Source organism: Brevibacillus brevis (assembly GCF_900637055.1).
GTDB lineage: Bacteria > Bacillota > Bacilli > Brevibacillales > Brevibacillaceae > Brevibacillus > Brevibacillus brevis.
Map to the genome: position 1 here is coordinate 1870001 of NZ_LR134338.1, position 19042 is coordinate 1889042.

The following is a 19042-nucleotide window of genomic DNA, read 5'->3' on the forward strand; positions in this document are numbered from 1 at the left end:
GCGAGTCTGAATAGGGCGATAGTACGCTGCCGTAGACCCGAAACCGTGTGATCTAGCCATGTCCAGGGTGAAGGTAGGGTAACACCTACTGGAGGCCCGAACCCACGCACGTTGAAAAGTGCGGGGATGAGGTGTGGCTAGCGGTGAAATTCCAATCGAACTCGGAGATAGCTGGTTCTCCCCGAAATAGCTTTAGGGCTAGCCTCGGAATTTAGAGTCTTGGAGGTAGAGCACTGATTGGGCTAGGGGCCCTCATCGGGTTACCGAACTCAGTCAAACTCCGAATGCCAATGACTTATGTCCGGGAGTCAGACGGTGAGTGCTAAGATCCATCGTCAAAAGGGAAACAGCCCAGACCATCAGCTAAGGTCCCCAAGTATACGTTAAGTGGGAAACGATGTGGAGTTGCCCAGACAACCAGGATGTTGGCTTAGAAGCAGCCACCATTTAAAGAGTGCGTAATAGCTCACTGGTCGAGTGACTCTGCGCGGAAAATGTAACGGGGCTAAACGTATCACCGAAGCTATGGCAGTCCTTACGGACTGGGTAGGGGAGCGTTCCAAGCAGCAGTGAAGCCGTACTGGAAAGAGCGGTGGAGCGCTTGGAAGTGAGAATGCCGGTGTAAGTAGCGAAAAGACAAGTGAGAATCTTGTCCACCGAAAGCCTAAGGTTTCCTGGGGAAGGCTCGTCCTCCCAGGGTTAGTCGGGACCTAAGCTGAGGCCGAAAGGCGTAGGCGATGGACAACAGGTTGATATTCCTGTACCACCTCTGTTCCGCTTGAGCAATGGCGTGACGCAGGAGGATAGGGTGAGCGGCCTACTGGATGGCCGTCCAAGCAGTGAGTGTGGTGTGTAGGCAAATCCGCACACCGTCAAGCATGAGCTGTGATGGCGAGGGAAATTTAAGTACCGAAGTCCCTGATTTCACACTGCCAAGAAAAGCGTCTAGCGAGGAACAAGGTGCCCGTACCGCAAACCGACACAGGTAGGCGAGGAGAGAATCCTAAGGTGCGCGGGATAACTCTTGCTAAGGAACTCGGCAAAATGGCCCCGTAACTTCGGGAGAAGGGGCGCCTCGGTAGGGTTAATAGCCCGAGGGGGCCGCAGTGAAAAGGCCCAAGCGACTGTTTAGCAAAAACACAGGTCTCTGCGAAGCCGCAAGGCGAAGTATAGGGGCTGACGCCTGCCCGGTGCTGGAAGGTTAAGGGGATGAGTTAGCGCAAGCGAAGCTTTGAACCGAAGCCCCAGTAAACGGCGGCCGTAACTATAACGGTCCTAAGGTAGCGAAATTCCTTGTCGGGTAAGTTCCGACCCGCACGAAAGGCGTAACGACTTGGGCGCTGTCTCGGCAAGAGACCCGGTGAAATCATAATACCTGTGAAGATGCAGGTTACCCGCGACAAGACGGAAAGACCCCATGGAGCTTTACTGTAGCCTGGTATTGGAACTTTGTGCATCATGTACAGGATAGGTGGGAAGCTGAGAAGCAGGGGCGCCAGCCTCTGTGGAGCTGTCGGTGGGATACCACCCTTGATGTACGGAGTTTCTAACTCGTCGCCCTTATCGGGCGAGAGGACCATGCCAGGTGGGCAGTTTGACTGGGGCGGTCGCCTCCTAAAAGGTAACGGAGGCGCCCAAAGGTTCCCTCAGAATGGTCGGAAATCATTCGTAGAGTGTAAAGGCAGAAGGGAGCTTGACTGCGAGACCTACAAGTCGAGCAGGGACGAAAGTCGGGCTTAGTGATCCGGTGGTTCCGCATGGAAGGGCCATCGCTCAACGGATAAAAGCTACCCTGGGGATAACAGGCTTATCTCCCCCAAGAGTCCACATCGACGGGGAGGTTTGGCACCTCGATGTCGGCTCATCGCATCCTGGGGCTGAAGTAGGTCCCAAGGGTTGGGCTGTTCGCCCATTAAAGCGGTACGCGAGCTGGGTTCAGAACGTCGTGAGACAGTTCGGTCCCTATCTGTCGCGGGCGTAGGAAGTTTGAGGAGAGCTGTCCTTAGTACGAGAGGACCGGGATGGACGCACCGCTGGTGCACCAGTTGTCACGCCAGTGGCACAGCTGGGTAGCTATGTGCGGACGGGATAAGCGCTGAAAGCATCTAAGCGTGAAGCCCCCTCCAAGATGAGACTTCCCACAGCGCAAGCTGGTAAGACCCCTCATAGACGATGAGGTTGATAGGTTCGGTGTGGAAGCGCGGTAACGCGTGGAGCTGACGAATACTAATCGGTCGAGGACTTATCCACACACTTAGCAATCATGCGTATTCAGTTTTGAAGGAATAAATCCTTCAACGTTCCTCGGTAGCTCAGTTGGTAGAGCAATCGGCTGTTAACCGATCGGTCGGCGGTTCGAGTCCGTCCCGAGGAGCCATATTTTGCTCCTGTAGCTCAGTCGGTAGAGCGTTTCCATGGTAAGGAAGAGGTCGCAGGTTCGATTCCTGTCGGGAGCACCAGAAGTAATCTCATGAAAATGGCCCGTTGGTGAAGCGGTTTAACACAGCAGCCTTTCACGCTGTCATACAGGGGTTCGAATCCCCTACGGGTCACCTAGAAAAATCCCTACATCTTGTAGGTGATTTGGAGGCTTAGCTCAGCTGGGAGAGCATCTGCCTTACAAGCAGAGGGTCGGCGGTTCGATCCCGTCAGCCTCCACCACTTATATTAATGGACCAGGAAGGTCAGCTAAAAGCGCCACGTCCTGTGGCAACACTGACACTCAGTCGTCCTGACTATCGCGGGATGGAGCAGCTCGGTAGCTCGTCGGGCTCATAACCCGAAGGTCGCAGGTTCAAATCCTGCTCCCGCAACCAAATTTTCTACTTGCTCTACGTTGAGTAATCATTGTGATCAAGTAGGATCGAAGTGCCCATTGGGTGCAACCAAATATGGAGCTGTGGTGAAGTTGGAGTTCACGCCGGTCTGTCACACCGGAGGTCGCGGGTTCGAGTCCCGTCAGCTCCGCCATCTTTCTTAACGAGATGGCATAGTTCATAAACATGAAAAAGGTTTAACGGAATAAAAAAACGTTGATTTCTCATGAAAGATATGCCATAATTAAAGATATGCCGGTATAGCTCAATTGGTAGAGCACCTGACTTGTAATCAGGGGGTTGTGGGTTCAAGTCCTATTGCCGGCACCATGAAATTGGGGAGATAGTGAAGTGGCTAAACACGGCAGACTGTAAATCTGCTCCCTCCGGGTTCGGCGGTTCGAATCCGTCTCTCCCCACCATTTTTCATGAGCCATTAGCTCAGTTGGTAGAGCATCTGACTTTTAATCAGAGGGTCGAAGGTTCGAGTCCTTCATGGCTCACCAGTTTTTATAAACCCGAAAAGTGAAAGTCAGCTTATCAACAGCTCTGGCTACTTGGATGGGAAAATGCGGTCGTGGCGGAATTGGCAGACGCGCTAGATTCAGGTTCTAGTGGTGGCAACACCGTGGAGGTTCAAGTCCTCTCGACCGCACCAATCAACTTCTTCTTACAATGCGGACGTAGCTCAATTGGTAGAGCGTCGCCTTGCCAAGGCGAAGGTCGAGGGTTCGAGACCCTTCGTCCGCTCCATAACATGTGCCCTTAGCTCAGCTGGATAGAGCGTTTGACTACGAATCAAAAGGTCGGGAGTTCGAATCTCTCAGGGCACGCTTCTTTACTACAAAAGTGAAGATGATAAATTGTCGGGAAGTAGCTCAGCTTGGTAGAGTACTTGGCTTGGGACCAAGGGGTCGCAGGTTCGAATCCTGTCTTCCCGACCATGATTTGCCCACGTTTTACAGGTTTGCCGGGGTGGCGGAATGGGCAGACGCAACAGACTTAAAATCTGTCGGGAGTTTCTCCCGTACCGGTTCAAGTCCGGTCCTCGGCACCAGCATCTATTTTGATGCGGGTGTAGTTCAATGGTAGAACTCCAGCCTTCCAAGCTGGTCGCGTGGGTTCGATTCCCATCACCCGCTCCATACATAAAGCAGAGAGCCAATAGGTTCTCTGCTTTTTTGCGTCTAGGAAAGCAGGCCTATTTTTACTTGAGGCAAAAGTATGAAGGCTTATCCAAACGTTGAATAGATAAGCCTTTGTTCAATACAGGTATAAATTTTTGTCGAAAGCTGTCTGACGTTTTCTATGGTAGAAACATATGTTTTCGTGTACAGTAAAACTAAGATCGCTTACCGATGAAATTGGTAACGGATCTCTTGCCTTGCCTCCTGCATTGTCAGGGGGCTTTTTTGCGTGATTCAAAAGAGGGTGACCCTAGAGAGCCTCCATTCGCGGACCAACCTCCTGGGCATTCGCAATCGGCAGAGAAACGATAAAGCGTGTGCGTTTTTCGTTGGAATCACAATGGATCGTGCCTTGATGCTTTTCGATAATATTTTTGCAGATGGATAAACCGATACCCGTCCCATTTTGTTTAGTCGTAAAGAATGGCTGGAAAAGATTTTCCACGATCTCGGGTGGAATCCTTTCGCCGTTGTTTTCCACACTCAAATAGAGCCATCCATCTGAAGAAGTGGAAATAACATGAATATACTTGTCTGTACGATTTTGCACGGCGTCAATGGCATTGTTTAAGAGATTAACGACAACTTGCTTCAAGCCTTCTTCATAACATGCGAGTAAGCAGGGGTGGATTTGTTTTTCAAAACGTATGTTTTCTCCCACGAGGCGAGGCGTAATCAGCATTTCTACTTCTTCAAGCAGTTCTTCTACTTGAACGGTTTTAAAAATTTCATCGAGAATTGGTTTTTTGGAAAAGCTGAGGAATCCGGTCAGTTGCCGATGTAAATTCTCAAATTCATGCATGACGACTTGGATATAAGTCTGAAGCTGGGCCTGTTCCTGTGTAGACTCGCCGATCAGCTTCAGGAACCCTTCAATAGCACACAACGGATTGCGCAGCTCATGAGCCATATTGGCAGCAATTTTTCCGAGCATGGTCAGTTTGTCGTTATGCAAATAGGAGATCGTTTCTTCCTTTTGGACCAGCTCTTTATTCATCATTTGTTCAAAATGATAAACAGCCCAGAAAACACTTTCATCCATGGCCTTGCCCAGTTGGCTTTCCAAATAGTGCATTTCTTGTGAGGAGAGGGACCATCTCTGTAATTCCGGTTGGAGAACCCGCCAGAATACATTCCGGTACAATTGGTATGTGCGCAAAATGGAGGAGAAGGGGAATTCCTGAGAACGAAGCCACTCTCCCATATCCAATGCCCAAGTCTGCATGTCATGATCTACATCCTCAACCAGATAGCGAGCCAAGAGCACTGTTCGTTTTTCTGCAAAATCGCGAGGAATGGTTACAGGAATTTCCATGCTGCGAACAATTTCTTGCAGCCATATTGTGGTGATACTTGGTGTTAAGTCTAAAATCTTCTTTGAAACATCATAAAGGTTTAGCGTCACAGTCTCCACCATCTCTTATCCACCCCACTAAAATCGTAAGGGAAAATGCCTAATTTAGACAAGGTATAATTAGCCTGATTTCGCAATAAAATGTATTTTTTTCGGAAGTTTTTATCTACAAAATCCGCTGAAAACCGCCTTTTTTCGGAAAAATATTCAATCATGAGTCCGATTCCAGTCGCATAAAGTAGAATGGACGAACTTTATTGGACCAGGGAGGCAGGGATGGGCGAGTATTTTTGGCTGGGTCTTGTACACATCTTCATGATCGATCTGGTATTAAGCAGTGACAATGCTGTGGTCATAGGTATGGCTTGCCGCGGACTCCCTCAAAAAGAGAGAAAACGGGCAATTTTATATGGGACATTGGGTGCAATCCTTTTACGAATTGTGCTAACGGGAATGACTACTTGGATGTTGGATATTCCTCTTGTAAAGGCAATCGGGGGATTATTATTGCTATGGATAGCGTGTAAGCTGATGCTGGGTGAGAATGAAGAGCTCGCAGACGTATCGCATAATCAGACAATTGGTCAGGCAGTCAGGACCATCATAGTAGCAGATTTTGTCATGAGTTTGGACAATGTTTTGGCAGTTGGTGGAGCAGCACATGGCGATTTATGGTTAGTTTTGCTGGGGTTAGCTATGAGTATCCCATTATTAATGTGGGGAAGTGTGTGGATTGCCCGCATGATGAACCGTTTTCCCAGTATGGTCATCATTGGCGGAGGGATTCTTACCTTTACAGCAGTTGATATGTGTCTTCAGGATCCGTATGTCTGGAAGTGGGTGAATCCTTTGCTTCTCAATCATATGTGGCTGCCCGTATTTGCTGCCGTAGTGGTCATGTTTTGGGGACGGATGAAAAGGACGTGAAAAAGTGATGAAGATCGTACATTCTGGGGCATACTACGACAAAGATCAGGACCGTTTTAACGGACTGTAAGTGGTCACATCGAGCTGCAAGAAAACATAGCGGGAAAGGAACTATTTCGAAATGAATACAAGCCTCTTGATGCTATGGGGATACTGGGATGAGATCTACCAGCGCTGCACCAGACTTACCTATATTGAGAAAGGGAAAAATATATTTCGGGTTGTCGTTTTACGCTATCGGGGAGAGCCACTCGTTACTACTGATAATTACATCATTCATGAAGGGGATTTGATCTTAAAGCTACATATACACAATTATTACTTTGCTACCCTGTGCAAAGAAGTGAAGGATGAACTGCGCGTGGCACTTCTCTTGCGTAGACATATCCTCCAGTCACTGCCGCAGCTAGCTAGGTTCCTGAATTCCATGGAAAATAAAGACCAAATAAAAGGGATAGTGGGAACTACTATGCTAGATAAAGGGGTAAAACCTTTGGGATTCTCGATTTCTGATGTACCCATGTCCTGGTTTTTTCGATACAAGCGATGGTACTTGCGTCTCATGCTCAGATTCGTGCATCCCAATGGAAAGCAACGATTGCAATCATGGAATCATGAAATGCCCTTAAAGCGCGTCTATATGTCCAAGGAATTATTACTCAATCGATATGCTGAGGGCAAGCAGCCTCTAGGAGAGTCCTACTAATGGCAAAGCGGTTTCTGTTAGTGACAGAGGAATGGGCAGGGAGTGGCCATCGGATGGCTGCCGAAGCTTTGCAAGAAGCTTTAATGGAAAAGGAGGGGGCACGATCGGCGCGAGTGGTGGGAGGGCTGAAAACCGCCAGTCCAAGCTTACGTGTGCTCTCTCATTTTTTTTATCGCAATATGTTGCGCTACGGTCAACCAGTATGGCAACGCATCTATGAACAGGAAGAATTGCTGGGCAGAGTATTGACCAAAGCCCTGGGATGGTGGCTATCCCCAAGATTAACCAACCAACTGTTGCAAGAAGAGAAACCAGATGTCGTCATCGCTACGCATGCATACTGCTTGTCCGCATTGGCAGAAGCGAAGAGAAGGGTGTCCAAGCCTTTCCAGCTCGTTTGTGTGCCCACAGACTTCCATATTAATCGGTTTTGGGTTCATCCTGAAATTGATGCGTACATGGTAGCACATGAGCAAATTGCGCAAACTCTAATCGAGCGCTATGGGATTGCACCGGAAAAAATCCATGTTTATGGCATTCCAGTTCGTCCTGCTTTTACTACAGCGCTACATACCGACAAAGCGGCTTTGAAAAAACAGCTTGGACTCGTGCCAGATCAATTCACCGTGCTGATTGGTGGGGGAGAAGGCGGTTATGGTGGAGTGGAGCAGGTCGTACGAGAGTTGCTGTTGGAAGAGCAACCATTGCAGATCGTAGTCGTAACAGGGAAGAATGCAAGCCTGTACAGGCGACTGGCGGACTTGCTAGGTACGGAGGCCACCTGTCATCGTTTTATATTGAAAGGGTTTGAACCGCAAATGTGGCAGTGGATTGGAGCAGCAGACGCCTATATAACGAAGCCAGGTGGTATTTCGTGCGCGGAGTCACTTGCCCTTAAGACACCGCTCATTTTATTCCACCCATTGCCCGGACAAGAAAAGCATAATTGTTCCTTTTTACTCGAGCAACAAGCGGCGATCTTGGCTGAAACGCCGGTAGAAATCAAAGAGATCATCAGGTCATGGCGTCAGCCTGAGAAAAGGGATGCGTTTGCAGGAGGTTTGGACAAGCTGGGGCGACCGGAAGCAGCTCATCGAATTGCCCAGACTCTTCTCCAATTAACAGACTAAAATTGGAAGAAAAAAAGAACGAATGAACAAGTAAAACTTCACACATATTAAACTTACAAACGACGAGGAGGTGATACAAATGGCGAACAACAACAACCGATCCAGTAACAACCTGCTGGTTCCTCAAGCAAACCAAGCTCTGGACCAACTGAAATACGAAATCGCATCCGAATTCGGTGTTCAGCTCGGACCAGACACCACTTCCCGTCAAAACGGTTCAGTTGGAGGAGAGATTACAAAACGTCTTGTCTCCTTTGCTGAGCAACAACTGGCTGGACGTGGCTAATCTAATAAGCTGGATGAAGGGGAGGCACCTATGGTGTCTCTCTTTTTACTTTTCCAAGGAAAGGAAATTATTGGCAGGTGAAAATGGGGCAGACAACCGCATTAAATAATGGTTAGAGGCGGATTCTATATGTGTTAGGAGGTGAGTGGATATGACAGTAGGAGCACAAGTAAAACAAACGCTTGCCAGCTTGAAAGGCGCACAAGCAGATTTTGAAACGTTTGCTCTGAGCACGCAAAACAAGAAAGCGAAGCAATTATATTCGCAAGCAGCAGAGCAAACGCAATCCATCGTAGATAACCTCCAGCAGCGTGTAACGGAGCTGGAAAAGGAAGAACCACAGTTTAAGGGATTCTAGGAAGTGTTGGGAAAGGGAGAGGGACTCCCTCTCTCTTGGTTTTACTACCTATAAAAATCACCTCAGGTGATGGAGGTGGCTTATGCCTGACTGGATAAATATCACGTTACGTGCTGTTGGTGCAGTTGCGTACTTATTTTTATTGACGAAGATCATTGGGAAAAGGCAAATCAAGCAACTTACATACATCGAATATATTGTCGGCATCAGCATCGGTTCGATTGCGGCCTTCATGGCAACCGAAATGGATGGACCGATCTATCATAGTTTGATCGCCATGGGGGTTTTTGCGCTCTTCCCTGTTTTAATGGAGTGGCTTTCACTCAAAAGCAAGTTTCTCCGTGACTTATTTGAAGGGAAAGCAACGGTTCTCATCAAGGAAGGCAAAATATTGGAAGACAATCTGAAAAAGGAACGTTTGACCGCAGAAGACTTGATGGAGCACTTGCGAGTCAAAAACGTGTTCCGAGTAGCCGACGTAGAGTTTGCACTCATGGAAACAAGCGGGGAAGTCAGTGTCCTATTAAAATCAGAGAGTCAGCCGGTAACACCCAAACACCTTGAATTGACAGTGGCTCCTTCGGAAGAGAATCAAATAGTCATTTTGGATGGGGTGATCATGGACGAGCCCCTGGCAACAGCAGGTCTGAATCGCAGATGGGTTCGCACGGAGCTGCAAAAAGCGGGAGTGGCTCTGGAAAATGTTTTCCTCGGGCAAGTAGACAAAGGTGGAGAGCTCTATCTCGACCTCTATGACGATAAACTGATGGTTCCTGGGGCTCAAGCAATGAAGCTGGCTTTTGCTACATTGAAAAAATGTCAGGCGGATCTGGAGCTTTATGCACTCAGTACAAAAAATGAACAAATGAAACGTACCTACCAAACTGATTCGGAACAGCTACAACAGATTATCGATCAAGTAAAACCGTTCATGATACGGTAAAAAGGAGTGGGTGACATGGCAGATCAAAAAAAGAAAAAGCTGACTCCCGTCCAGCAAGAGTATCAGCAATTGGCAAAGACGCACGAGCCTCCGAGACCGCTTTTGCGTAATTTTACCCGGGCATTTTTAGTGGGTGGCGGCATTTGTATGATCGGACAAGGGATACAAGAAATGTTCATTCACTACTTCGATTTTACGGAGAAAACCGCTGGGAATCCTACAGTAGCTGTCTTGATCATTCTTTCTGCTCTTTTGACCGGTCTAGGACTATATGACCGGATTGCCCAATGGGCTGGGGCAGGTACGAGTGTGCCGGTTACGGGCTTTGCCAACTCGATTGCATCTGCGGCCATCGAGCATCGCAGCGAAGGATTTGTGCTGGGGGTCGGCGGTAACATGTTCAAGCTCGCGGGGTCAGTGATTGTGTTTGGAGTGGCGGCGGCATTCGTCGTTGGCTTGATCAAAACCTTGTTTACGATGGGAGGCTGACGGATGCGCCAAGGTCATCAGTCTTGGGTCTTTCCTTTAAAACCTGTCATTCTCGGGCACGCTGCGATTGGTGGGCCTTTTGAGGCTAAGGGACCGTTAGCCGAAGACTTTGATATCTTGCACGGAGACTTGAATCTCGGACAAGACAGCTGGGAAAAGGCGGAGAAAGTCCTGCTGGAAGAAGCGTGCTCGAAAGCGGTGGAGAAAGCGGGGCTCACGAAAGAGCAAATAAACTTTATGCTTGCCGGGGATTTAATGAACCAGATCATATCTGCCAGCTTTTCGGCCCGGACACTTTCAATTCCGTTTCTGGGGATTTTCGGAGCGTGCTCAACAGCGATGGAAGGCCTTGCCTTGGCTGCTCTCATGGTGAATAGTCAAGCTGCTGAATACGTCTTGGCTGCTACCTCCAGTCACAATGGGGCTGCGGAAAAGCAATATCGTTATCCAACGGAGTACGGTTCACAGAAGCCACCAACGGCACAATGGACAGTGACGGGAGCAGGGGCTGCTGTTGTAGCCAGTCAGGGTAAGGGATTACGGATTACGGGAGCAACCATCGGGCATGTCGTCGATATGGGATTGACAGACCCATTCAATATGGGAGCAGCGATGGCGCCAGCTGCATTATCCACGATTGAGTCGCATTTCCGTGACTTTCAGCTCCCTCACGACCATTACGATTTGATTGTAACAGGCGATTTAGGACGAACGGGCCATGCTATTTTATCTGATCTGCTGCCCAAGCATCACATGCAAATTCCATTAGAGCGTTACATCGATTGCGGGAAACTCATTTATGGAGAAAATCCAAATGTGTGGTCGGGTGGTAGCGGATGTGGCTGTATTGCTACAGTGACATACGGGCATCTACTTCGGCGGATGAAGCAAGGAGAATGGAAGCGAATCTTGCTGATTGCCACGGGAGCCCTTTTATCCCCGTTGACCTTCCAGCAGGGAGAAAGCATTCCTTGCATCGCCCATGCCGTGGCTGTTGAGTCGGAGTAACTTGGAGAGTGATACCATGATGTTTTTGTGGGCGTTTCTCGTAGGAGGAACGATTTGTTTAATTGGTCAATTTCTCATGGATGTAGTCAAGCTCACACCTGCCCATACGATGTCCTCTCTTGTTGTCACTGGAGCAGTGCTAGATGGACTCGGTCTATACGAGCCACTGGTTAATTTTGCCGGAGCAGGAGCGACAGTACCTATCACGAGCTTTGGAAATGCATTGGTGCACGGGGCGATGGCGGAGGCCGAGCAGCATGGAGTCATTGGCATTATTACCGGCATTTTTGAAGTGACAAGTGCAGGGATTTCGGCTGCCATCGTCTTTGGATTTATCACGGCCGTCTTGTTCCGACCAAAAGGATAATGGCAGGTACATGTTACTACTTGTGCCAAAATACTTGAATTGAACCTACTTTCGCCAACTTGTAGAATGGGTTGGGTAAAGGAGGGAACAATTTATGTGGTGGAGCAAGAAAGCAGTAACAACCTTGCTTGCTGCCTTTATGGCTGTAGCGTTTATTTTCCCGGCTGACTCCCTGGCAGCTACACAGATTCAACCCGGTAGTGTGAACGGGGATGTATGGGATTTGCAGTATCGTTTGCAGATGCTGGGTTACTACAACGGCAAAATGGATGGCATTTACGGAGCAAATACAGCAAAGGCCGTCAGACAGTTTCAAAAAGCATACGGACTTCGCATTGACGGTATCACTGGTCCAAATACATGGCGCGTTCTAAAGAAAGTGTCGGTAAACAAAGCGGAAATGCAGATGCTGGCGCAGCTCGTCTATTCCGAAGCTCGCGGAGAACCTTATGAGGGCCAAGTAGCTGTGGCTGCGGTCGCGTTGAACCGTATCCAGTCCAAAAAATTTCCCAATACACTTGCGGGTGTCATCTTTGAGCCATTAGCGTTTACCGCTGTAGATGATGGACAATTCTGGATGACTCCTAACAAGACGGCTTACCAGGCAGCTTGGGATGCCGTACGAGGATGGGACCCGACAAACAATTCTCTTTACTACTTTAACCCTGTTACGGCAACTTCCAAGTGGATTTGGTCTCGCCCACAAGTGAAAAAGATCGGCAAACACATTTTTGCCAAGTAATCATTGTCCAATTAGCCCTTAAAACAGTATTCGTCAGGATACTGTTCGAGGGCTTTCCTTTTGACTGGAAACTATTGTTCATTGTTTTTGCAAAATAGTTCGATAAAATGATACGAAAGGATTCGCAAATTTCCCCATGGAGGTTGATGATGAAGAAACGGATGATCCTTGCCTCGCTGGCAGCCTTTTTGCTTATAGGCACACCAGTTGTCGAGGCAGAAACAACTCACAAGAACGAAACACCTTATGCAGACATTAGCGGCCATTGGGCAGAACAAGAAATCAATCAACTTTACATAGCCGACGTAATTGGTCAAAACGAATATTTTCGACCGGATGACAACGTGACATTGGGTGAACTGCTTACGATGTTTGTAAATGCAAAAGGAATTGACCCTCTTGGCAACAAGCAATCATCCTTTGCGGACGTACCTGCAAACAGCTGGCTGTCGTCCTATGCAGAGACGGCCTATCGACTAGGAATTGTCCATGGGCAAAAGCAGGGGAATCGCCTGTACTTACATCCGGATGCGCCAGTAAAAAGAGCAGAGCTCGCCTCAATTCTGGTAAGAACGATGGGTGACAGCGGAGCAGTCAATAACCTGAAGTGGTCTACGACGATCCAGACTTTGAACCAATACCCGGATGGGAACAGCGTGAAAGAGAATGAGCAACGCCCACTCGTTTACGCCATGCAAAACGGGTTAATGAGTGCCTATGAGGACGGTACAATAAAGCCGAACAAGTATATGACGAGAGCGGAAGCAGCTACATACGCGGCCCTTCACTTGCTTCCGGATAAGCCGAGAACGACAAAAGCCCTCGGAAACGGTACACCTTTTCGCCAGGAATTAACGGTACAGACGACTGCTTACAGCTACACGAACGACAAGATTCTGTCGTATCTGGAGTATCCACTGCGCGAAGGGGTTGTAGCGGTTGATCCAAATGTCATCCCGCTGGGTACACACTTGTATATTGATGGCTACGGCTATGCAGTGGCAGCTGATATCGGTGGTGCGGTAAAGCAACGCCATGTGGATTTGTATCTCCCGACGGTGAATGAAGCCGAAAATCACGGCTTGCAAAAAGGCGTCAAAGTATACGTGCTTGATTAATAAAATGCTGAACATATTTCCTGCTCTTTCCACTCATACTAACGTGGAAAGGGTGGGATTTTTTTTATGGTTTGGGTGTTCGTTGGATTGCTTTTTCTATTTATTTTGGTAATCATAACACCAATACAGGTGACGTGCTTTTACAGTCGCGAGGGCAATAATGATCATTTGGAGATAACGATTACAGCTTGGGGCGTTATTCGAAGGAAATACGATATTCCCGTTCTCCTCTTGAAATTGACAGAAGCAGGACCAGAGCTGGTAGCGAAAGAGGAAACGATCCAGCAAGGAAGAAAGGTTCGGGAGAGGGTCAAAGATTTTACGCGGAGGCAAGTAAAGAAATGGTATCAAAATTATCGTGAGTTGCTGGAAAGAGTGCGCGATTTGATGCCGTTGGTAAAGGAGTTGTTTAGACGAATTCGCTGTACGCATTTCGAATGGCATACAGTGCTGGGCACAGGACAGGCAGCAGAAACAGGTGCTTTGACAGGCTTAATATGGGGAGTAAAAAGCATGATTGTCGGCGTAATGTCAAACGCCATTTCATTGCGTGCCATGCCAGCGATGAGTGTACAGCCTGTTTGGAACCAGCCACTTTTACATACCAAAGTGCATTTTGTGCTGCATTTTTATTTGGGTCATTTCCTTTTTTCTGGGCTAAAAGTATTTCTGCGGGTTCGAAAAAGCAAGCAGCGAAAATGGCAAGCTGCGCCTACGCGTGCCTAAACACAAATGTGGGAGTATGAATATTTATTCCCTCATGCAAGGTACATGCTCTGGATTTGTTGGGGGAATGATAAAACATGACACAGACAGGAAGGAGGAGCGACAAATATGGCAGACCACCCAATTCAAGGACTCATGAGAACAGCAATGGAAAATCTCAAGCAAATGGTGGACGTGAATACAATCATTGGTGATCCTGTTGAGACACCTGACGGTAGTGTCATTCTTCCAATCTCCAAGGTAGGATTCGGTTTCGCGGCCGGGGGTAGTGAGTTCCAATACGATCACCATCATAATGGGCACCAACACCATCAGCAGCATGAACATACTGGTCACCCGTTTGGCGGGGGGAGTGGTGGCGGTGTCTCCATCACACCTGTAGCTTTTTTGGTCGTTGGCAAACAAGGAATTCGTTCGATTCCCCTTGAAAATACGACCCATCTCTACGACCGGATTTTGGATTCTGTTCCGCAAATCGTGGATAAAGTTCAAGGGATGTTTACCAAATCGGATGAAACTCCTGTTTACTCCAATACGATTATCGCCAGAGCAGAAGAACAAGATTTGGAAGACCTTATGGATCGAAAATAAGGAAAGCACAAAACAGGTATGCCTCCATAAAAGGGGCATACCTGTTTTTTTGGTAGAAGGTATATGGCATTACCAGCGTTCGTTTACATACAAGCCTGTTTTCGCAACATGCTGATAATGAAGGCTCGAGCTGGAGGAGGCGATATAAGGATGGAGAGCCATCGCTTCCTCATAGTAACGTGAAAAGGAGCCAAGGGGTTTGCTTTGCAATTCCAAAGTACCTGCTCTGAATGCTTGGGCTACACTTTCCATTGTATTTGTATAGTCCACATAGCGGGTCTGTACGGCTTCCAACCATTTCTCATCGTCCATTTCCAGTTGTCCATCTGGTAACAGCTTGAGTCCAAACGTTTGGAGTTTTTCCTCTGCGTCTTTAGCCACTTGAGCGAATGCATCCAGCTTTTGCGTCGTCAAGGTATCTGCTTTTTCTGCAAGAAATAGCTGCAGGCGATTGTATTTACTTACTAATGAGTGTGTTCGCTCATGTAATCGCTCCATGTCAGGTCCAGCCTCGTTGTCTTTCCCCGCGTCAATAAATTCCCGAGCACTCTTCTCCAAATCTGAGGAAAAGCGGTACAGACGCGATAAGGAATCGGAAAGCTCCGTTGTCCATTGCTGCTGACGAGTGTAGAACGGCTGCAAATTATAACGAAAGACCGGATTGACTGGCGTGCTTAATTTTGCCTGAAGCATGTGGGAATGATAGCGGCCTACCCGCTGCGTAAATGGAACATGGCTGACTCGATTCGTTTTCATGTCGGTCACCTCCTCACAAGTAAATGGAATGAATCCCCAGGAACAATTTACTATCTCCTATTATAGACGATGCTTACTCCATTTCAATGAGCAGATCGCCAGTTTGAATGGCTTCGCCTGCTTTCACATAGACGGCTTTAATTTTTCCGTCGAGCGGGGCCTGAATGGTCGTTTCCATTTTCATCGCTTCACTCACCAAAAGATGCTCCCCTTTACGCACCTTGTCACCTTCAGCTACAAGTACCTTGAGTACTTTCCCTGGCATGGAGGCACCGAGGTGGGCAGGGTTTTGCGCTTCTGCTTTTCGGCGGATCAGTTCAGAGACTTTCGCAGACTGGTCACGGATGAAAATTTCGCGTGGCTGTCCGTTCAGTTCAAAATAGATGATGCGACGGCCATCTGGATGAAGCTCGCCAACTGCAACCAGCTTGATAATCAGCGTTTTACCGCGCTCGATCGTAATGGCAGTTTCCTCACCTGGACGCAATCCGTAGAAAAACGTTCCCGTATTCAATACCGACAGGTCACCGTATTCCTTCAGGCGCTGTTCAAATTGCAAATAGACTTGCGGATACATGATATAGGACAGGACGTCTAAATGACTGGGCTCACGTCCGATTTTGGCTTCCAGCTCAGCAGCAACTTGCGTAAAGTCAATGGGTGCAAGCAATTCACCCGGACGTGCAGTAAAGGCATCGCGACCTTTGAGCACGAGCTCCTGCAACTTCTTCGGGAATCCGCCTGGCGGTTGGCCAAGATACCCTTGGAAAAATTGAATGACGGAATCCGGAAAGTCGAGGCGTGTGCCTTTCTCCCAAATGTTTTCCTCATTTAAGTTGTTTTGGACCATAAACAGTGCCATATCACCGACGACCTTGGAAGACGGGGTCACTTTTACGATGTCGCCACACATTTGATTGACGACAGCATACATGTGCTTCACTTCGTCCCAACGGCCTTCCAGACCAACCGCTTTGGCTTGCTGTTCCAGATTGGTGTATTGGCCTCCAGGCATTTCGTGCACGTACACCTCCGTGTTGCTCGCTTTCATGCCGCTTTCAAAACCTTGGTAGTACGGACGAACATCCTCCCAGTAATCAGACAACTTGTTGAACGATTCAAGAGATAAGCCAGTTTCACGCTCTGTGTGGGCTAGGCTCGCGATCAACCCGTTCAAGCTTGGCTGGGAAGTGAGTCCAGACATCGAGCTGACGCAAGCATCGACGATATCCACGCCTGCTTCGATTGCTTTTAGAAGCATAGCCCCAGCGTTTCCTGACGTATCATGAGTGTGCAGATGGATCGGAATGCTGATTTCTTGTTTTAAAGCAGAGACGAGTGAATAAGCAGCATACGGCTTCAAAAGACCTGCCATATCCTTGATCGCGAGAATATGAGCACCTGCTTTTTCCAATTCCTTAGCCAGATTGACATAGTAGGCCAAGGTGTATTTGGTCTTGGTCGGGTCCAGAATATCTCCGGTGTAGCAAATCGCTGCTTCAGCTACCTTGCCAGATTCACGTACGGCTTCAATGGCTGTTTGCATCCCGGGAAGCCAGTTCAGGCTGTCAAAGATCCGGAAGACATCAATGCCATTTTCAGCAGATGCTTTGACGAAGGCGTGAATCGCATTATCCGGGTAATTGGTGTAGCCTACGCCATTTGCTCCGCGCAAGAGCATTTGGAACAGGACATTCGGTATGCGCTGGCGGAGAATTTGCAGTCGCTCCCAAGGAGATTCCTGCAAAAAGCGCATCGTCGTGTCAAAAGTAGCGCCGCCCCACATCTCCAGCGAGAAGAGACCAGAACCGAGCTTGCCTGTCGCTTCTGCAATGGAGGCGAGATCGTAGGTACGAACACGCGTAGCAAACAAAGACTGGTGGGCATCGCGGAATGTCGTGTCTGTGACAAGCACCTGCTTCTGCGCTTGAATCCAGCGTACCAGACCGTCGGCACCTTCTTTGTCCAGAATTTGCTTGGTACCGTCCGGATATGGCTGGGTAAATGGTGTCCGCGGGATGCGAGGCGAGTCGAAGTGCGGCTTTTTCTCCGATTTAGGGAGACCCGGATATCCGTTGACAATCGTGTCTCCGATATAAGATAGTAATTTGGTACCTCGGTCCTGACGGCCAGGGAAGATAAACAACTCAGGTTTGGTGTCAATAAACGACGTATCGTAGTTGCCACTCAAAAAATCAGGATGTGTCACGACATTTTCTAAAAACGGCAGGTTCGTTTTCACGCCGCGAATACGGAACTCACGCAATGTGCGCAGCATTTTGCGAGCGGCTTGATCAAAGCTCGCGCCATACGTGGAGATTTTGACCAGAAGCGAGTCATAAAACGGGGTAATGATCGCACCTGGATAACCATTGCCACCGTCGAGCCTTACTCCGAAGCCTCCACCGGAACGCCAGGCGGACAAGCGACCGGCATCTGGCAGGAAGTTGTTTTCTGCGTCTTCTGTCGTGACGCGGCATTGGATGGCAAAACCACTCATCTGGATATCGCTCTGCGCCCGGATGCCAATTTCTTCATCGGAGAGGGCATGACCCTCGGCTACGCGAATCTGCGACTGAACAATGTCGATTCCAGTGATGAGCTCCGTGATGGTATGCTCTACTTGAATGCGTGGATTGACTTCTATAAAATAAAAACGCTTGTCCGGCGTTAACAAAAACTCGACAGTACCAGCGTTCGAATAACCGGCTTTTTTCATGAGAGTGAGAGCAGCCTGGCAAATATCTTCACGCAGCTTGTCATCCAAGGATAGGCTCGGTGCTACTTCGACTACTTTTTGATGGCGCCGTTGAACAGAGCAATCGCGCTCATACAGATAGACGATGTTTCCGTGGTTGTCACCGAGAATTTGGACCTCGATATGTTTGGGCTGTTCCAAGTATCGCTCCAAATACACCTTGGCATTGCCGAAGGAAGAGCGGGCCTCTGAACGTGCACGATCTAACGAATCTTGCAATCCCTCCTGACTGCGGACGATACGCATGCCACGGCCTCCGCCGCCAGATACGCCTTTAATAATGATGGGGTAGCCGTATTCTTTGGCAAAGAGAAGCGCCTCTTGGAGTGTTTCGATTGGCTCTGGAGTGCCTGGAATCACTGGGATTTCCGCTTCAATCGCAAGACGACGGGCTTCTACCTTGTCTCCGAATTTGTCGATCAGCGCAGGGGATGGTCCAATGAAAATGATCCCTTCCTCTTGGCAGCGCTTTGCAAATTCAGCATTTTCGGCAAGGAATCCGTAGCCTGGGTGAACGGCATCGATATCGTTGCGCTTGGCAATTTCGATGATGCTTTCAATATCAAGGTAAGCCTCAATAGGCCCTTTTCCCGCTCCGACCAAGTAAGATTCGTCAGCCTTGAAGCGATGGATAGAAACGTTGTCCTGCTCGGAGTACACGGCTACCGTACGTATGCCGAGTTCCGTTGCTGCACGGAAGATTCGAATGGCGATCTCACCGCGGTTTGCTACCAGTAGGCGATTGATTTTTCTCTTTTTCATTATTCTCTCCCCCTTACG

16 protein-coding genes, 15 tRNA genes and 1 rRNA gene (1 of these 32 only partly in view) are annotated in these 19042 nt (G+C 48.6%); 29 read left to right on the forward strand and 3 right to left on the reverse strand.

Going from position 1 to position 19042, the window contains the following annotated elements; all coding sequences use genetic code 11:
• From EL268_RS09540 to EL268_RS09615, 16 genes are all read left to right on the forward strand, one after another.
• Window positions 1–2250 (forward strand): 23S ribosomal RNA (locus EL268_RS09540); it begins 679 nt to the left of the window's first position.
• 51 nt (window positions 2251–2301) lie between these two features.
• Window positions 2302–2377, forward strand: a tRNA-Asn gene (locus EL268_RS09545).
• Window positions 2378–2383: 6 nt separating this feature from the next.
• A tRNA-Thr gene (locus EL268_RS09550) sits at window positions 2384–2459 on the forward strand.
• A gap of 19 nt (window positions 2460–2478) precedes the next feature.
• Window positions 2479–2552: transfer RNA gene (locus tag EL268_RS09555), tRNA-Glu, on the forward strand.
• A 33-nt stretch (window positions 2553–2585) separates the two neighbouring features.
• Window positions 2586–2661, forward strand: a tRNA-Val gene (locus EL268_RS09560).
• Window positions 2662–2739: 78 nt separating this feature from the next.
• Window positions 2740–2816, forward strand: a tRNA-Met gene (locus EL268_RS09565).
• A 77-nt stretch (window positions 2817–2893) separates the two neighbouring features.
• Window positions 2894–2970: transfer RNA gene (locus tag EL268_RS09570), tRNA-Asp, on the forward strand.
• Between the two features lie 100 nt (window positions 2971–3070).
• Window positions 3071–3146 (forward strand) — tRNA-Thr (locus tag EL268_RS09575).
• Between the two features lie 7 nt (window positions 3147–3153).
• Window positions 3154–3238, forward strand: a tRNA-Tyr gene (locus EL268_RS09580).
• A gap of 8 nt (window positions 3239–3246) precedes the next feature.
• Window positions 3247–3322: transfer RNA gene (locus EL268_RS09585), tRNA-Lys, on the forward strand.
• Window positions 3323–3387: 65 nt separating this feature from the next.
• A tRNA-Leu gene (locus tag EL268_RS09590) sits at window positions 3388–3474 on the forward strand.
• A 19-nt stretch (window positions 3475–3493) separates the two neighbouring features.
• Window positions 3494–3569: transfer RNA gene (locus EL268_RS09595), tRNA-Gly, on the forward strand.
• 6 nt (window positions 3570–3575) lie between these two features.
• Window positions 3576–3649: transfer RNA gene (locus EL268_RS09600), tRNA-Arg, on the forward strand.
• A 34-nt stretch (window positions 3650–3683) separates the two neighbouring features.
• A tRNA-Pro gene (locus tag EL268_RS09605) sits at window positions 3684–3760 on the forward strand.
• Between the two features lie 25 nt (window positions 3761–3785).
• A tRNA-Leu gene (locus tag EL268_RS09610) sits at window positions 3786–3873 on the forward strand.
• Window positions 3874–3887: 14 nt separating this feature from the next.
• Window positions 3888–3961: transfer RNA gene (locus EL268_RS09615), tRNA-Gly, on the forward strand.
• Between the two features lie 292 nt (window positions 3962–4253).
• Here the strand turns inward: EL268_RS09615 and EL268_RS09620 are convergent.
• Window positions 4254–5420: a sensor histidine kinase gene (locus EL268_RS09620; RefSeq protein WP_106653776.1), complete on the reverse strand. Its 1167-nt coding sequence runs from the start codon at window positions 5418–5420 to the stop codon at window positions 4254–4256.
• A gap of 213 nt (window positions 5421–5633) precedes the next feature.
• Between EL268_RS09620 and EL268_RS09625 the strand changes: the two genes are divergently transcribed.
• From EL268_RS09625 to ytfJ, 13 genes are all read left to right on the forward strand, one after another.
• The gene (locus EL268_RS09625; protein ID WP_106653775.1) at window positions 5634–6284 is read left to right on the forward strand and encodes a TerC family protein; all 651 of its coding nucleotides are present in this window, start codon (window positions 5634–5636) and stop codon (window positions 6282–6284) included.
• A 121-nt stretch (window positions 6285–6405) separates the two neighbouring features.
• Window positions 6406–6990 carry a YkoP family protein gene (locus tag EL268_RS09630; RefSeq protein ID WP_106653774.1) on the forward strand — a complete coding sequence of 195 codons (585 nt, stop codon included), beginning with the start codon at window positions 6406–6408 and terminating at the stop codon, window positions 6988–6990.
• Window positions 6990–8120 (forward strand): MGDG synthase family glycosyltransferase, encoded by a 1131-nt coding sequence (locus EL268_RS09635; RefSeq protein ID WP_106653773.1) that lies wholly within the window; start codon window positions 6990–6992, stop codon window positions 8118–8120. Before EL268_RS09630 ends, EL268_RS09635 begins: the two co-directional genes overlap by 1 nt.
• Before the next feature lie 79 nt (window positions 8121–8199).
• Window positions 8200–8406, forward strand: coding sequence for an alpha/beta-type small acid-soluble spore protein (locus EL268_RS09640; protein ID WP_106653772.1), 207 nt, complete (start codon window positions 8200–8202; stop codon window positions 8404–8406).
• A gap of 151 nt (window positions 8407–8557) precedes the next feature.
• On the forward strand, window positions 8558–8764 hold the full coding sequence (locus EL268_RS09645; protein ID WP_007717150.1) for a DUF1657 domain-containing protein: 207 nt from the start codon (window positions 8558–8560) through the stop codon (window positions 8762–8764).
• An 82-nt stretch (window positions 8765–8846) separates the two neighbouring features.
• Complete coding sequence (locus tag EL268_RS09650; RefSeq protein ID WP_106653771.1) at window positions 8847–9707, forward strand: DUF421 domain-containing protein; 861 nt, start codon at window positions 8847–8849, stop codon at window positions 9705–9707.
• Window positions 9708–9722: 15 nt separating this feature from the next.
• Window positions 9723–10196: a stage V sporulation protein AC gene (spoVAC, locus tag EL268_RS09655; protein ID WP_088908679.1), complete on the forward strand. Its 474-nt coding sequence runs from the start codon at window positions 9723–9725 to the stop codon at window positions 10194–10196.
• Between the two features lie 3 nt (window positions 10197–10199).
• Window positions 10200–11204: a stage V sporulation protein AD gene (spoVAD, locus tag EL268_RS09660; protein WP_106653770.1), complete on the forward strand. Its 1005-nt coding sequence runs from the start codon at window positions 10200–10202 to the stop codon at window positions 11202–11204.
• Between the two features lie 16 nt (window positions 11205–11220).
• On the forward strand, window positions 11221–11571 hold the full coding sequence (spoVAE, locus tag EL268_RS09665; protein WP_047068574.1) for a stage V sporulation protein AE: 351 nt from the start codon (window positions 11221–11223) through the stop codon (window positions 11569–11571).
• A gap of 94 nt (window positions 11572–11665) precedes the next feature.
• Complete coding sequence (gene sleB / locus EL268_RS09670; protein ID WP_106653769.1) at window positions 11666–12313, forward strand: spore cortex-lytic enzyme; 648 nt, start codon at window positions 11666–11668, stop codon at window positions 12311–12313.
• Window positions 12314–12459: 146 nt separating this feature from the next.
• Window positions 12460–13431 carry an S-layer homology domain-containing protein gene (locus EL268_RS09675; protein WP_232030370.1) on the forward strand — a complete coding sequence of 324 codons (972 nt, stop codon included), beginning with the start codon at window positions 12460–12462 and terminating at the stop codon, window positions 13429–13431.
• A gap of 66 nt (window positions 13432–13497) precedes the next feature.
• Window positions 13498–14157 (forward strand): DUF2953 domain-containing protein, encoded by a 660-nt coding sequence (locus tag EL268_RS09680; protein ID WP_106653767.1) that lies wholly within the window; start codon window positions 13498–13500, stop codon window positions 14155–14157.
• Window positions 14158–14265: 108 nt separating this feature from the next.
• Complete coding sequence (ytfJ, locus tag EL268_RS09685; protein WP_106653766.1) at window positions 14266–14748, forward strand: GerW family sporulation protein; 483 nt, start codon at window positions 14266–14268, stop codon at window positions 14746–14748.
• A 69-nt stretch (window positions 14749–14817) separates the two neighbouring features.
• On the opposite strand, the gene EL268_RS09690 is transcribed toward ytfJ, so the two are convergent.
• Both EL268_RS09690 and pyc read right to left on the reverse strand, forming a co-directional pair.
• Entirely contained in the window at window positions 14818–15504 is a 687-nt protein-coding gene (locus EL268_RS09690) for a hypothetical protein (RefSeq protein WP_106653765.1), read from the reverse strand.
• Between the two features lie 73 nt (window positions 15505–15577).
• Window positions 15578–19024, reverse strand: coding sequence for a pyruvate carboxylase (gene pyc / locus EL268_RS09695; protein ID WP_106653764.1), 3447 nt, complete (start codon window positions 19022–19024; stop codon window positions 15578–15580).
• Window positions 19025–19042 lie beyond the last annotated feature (18 nt).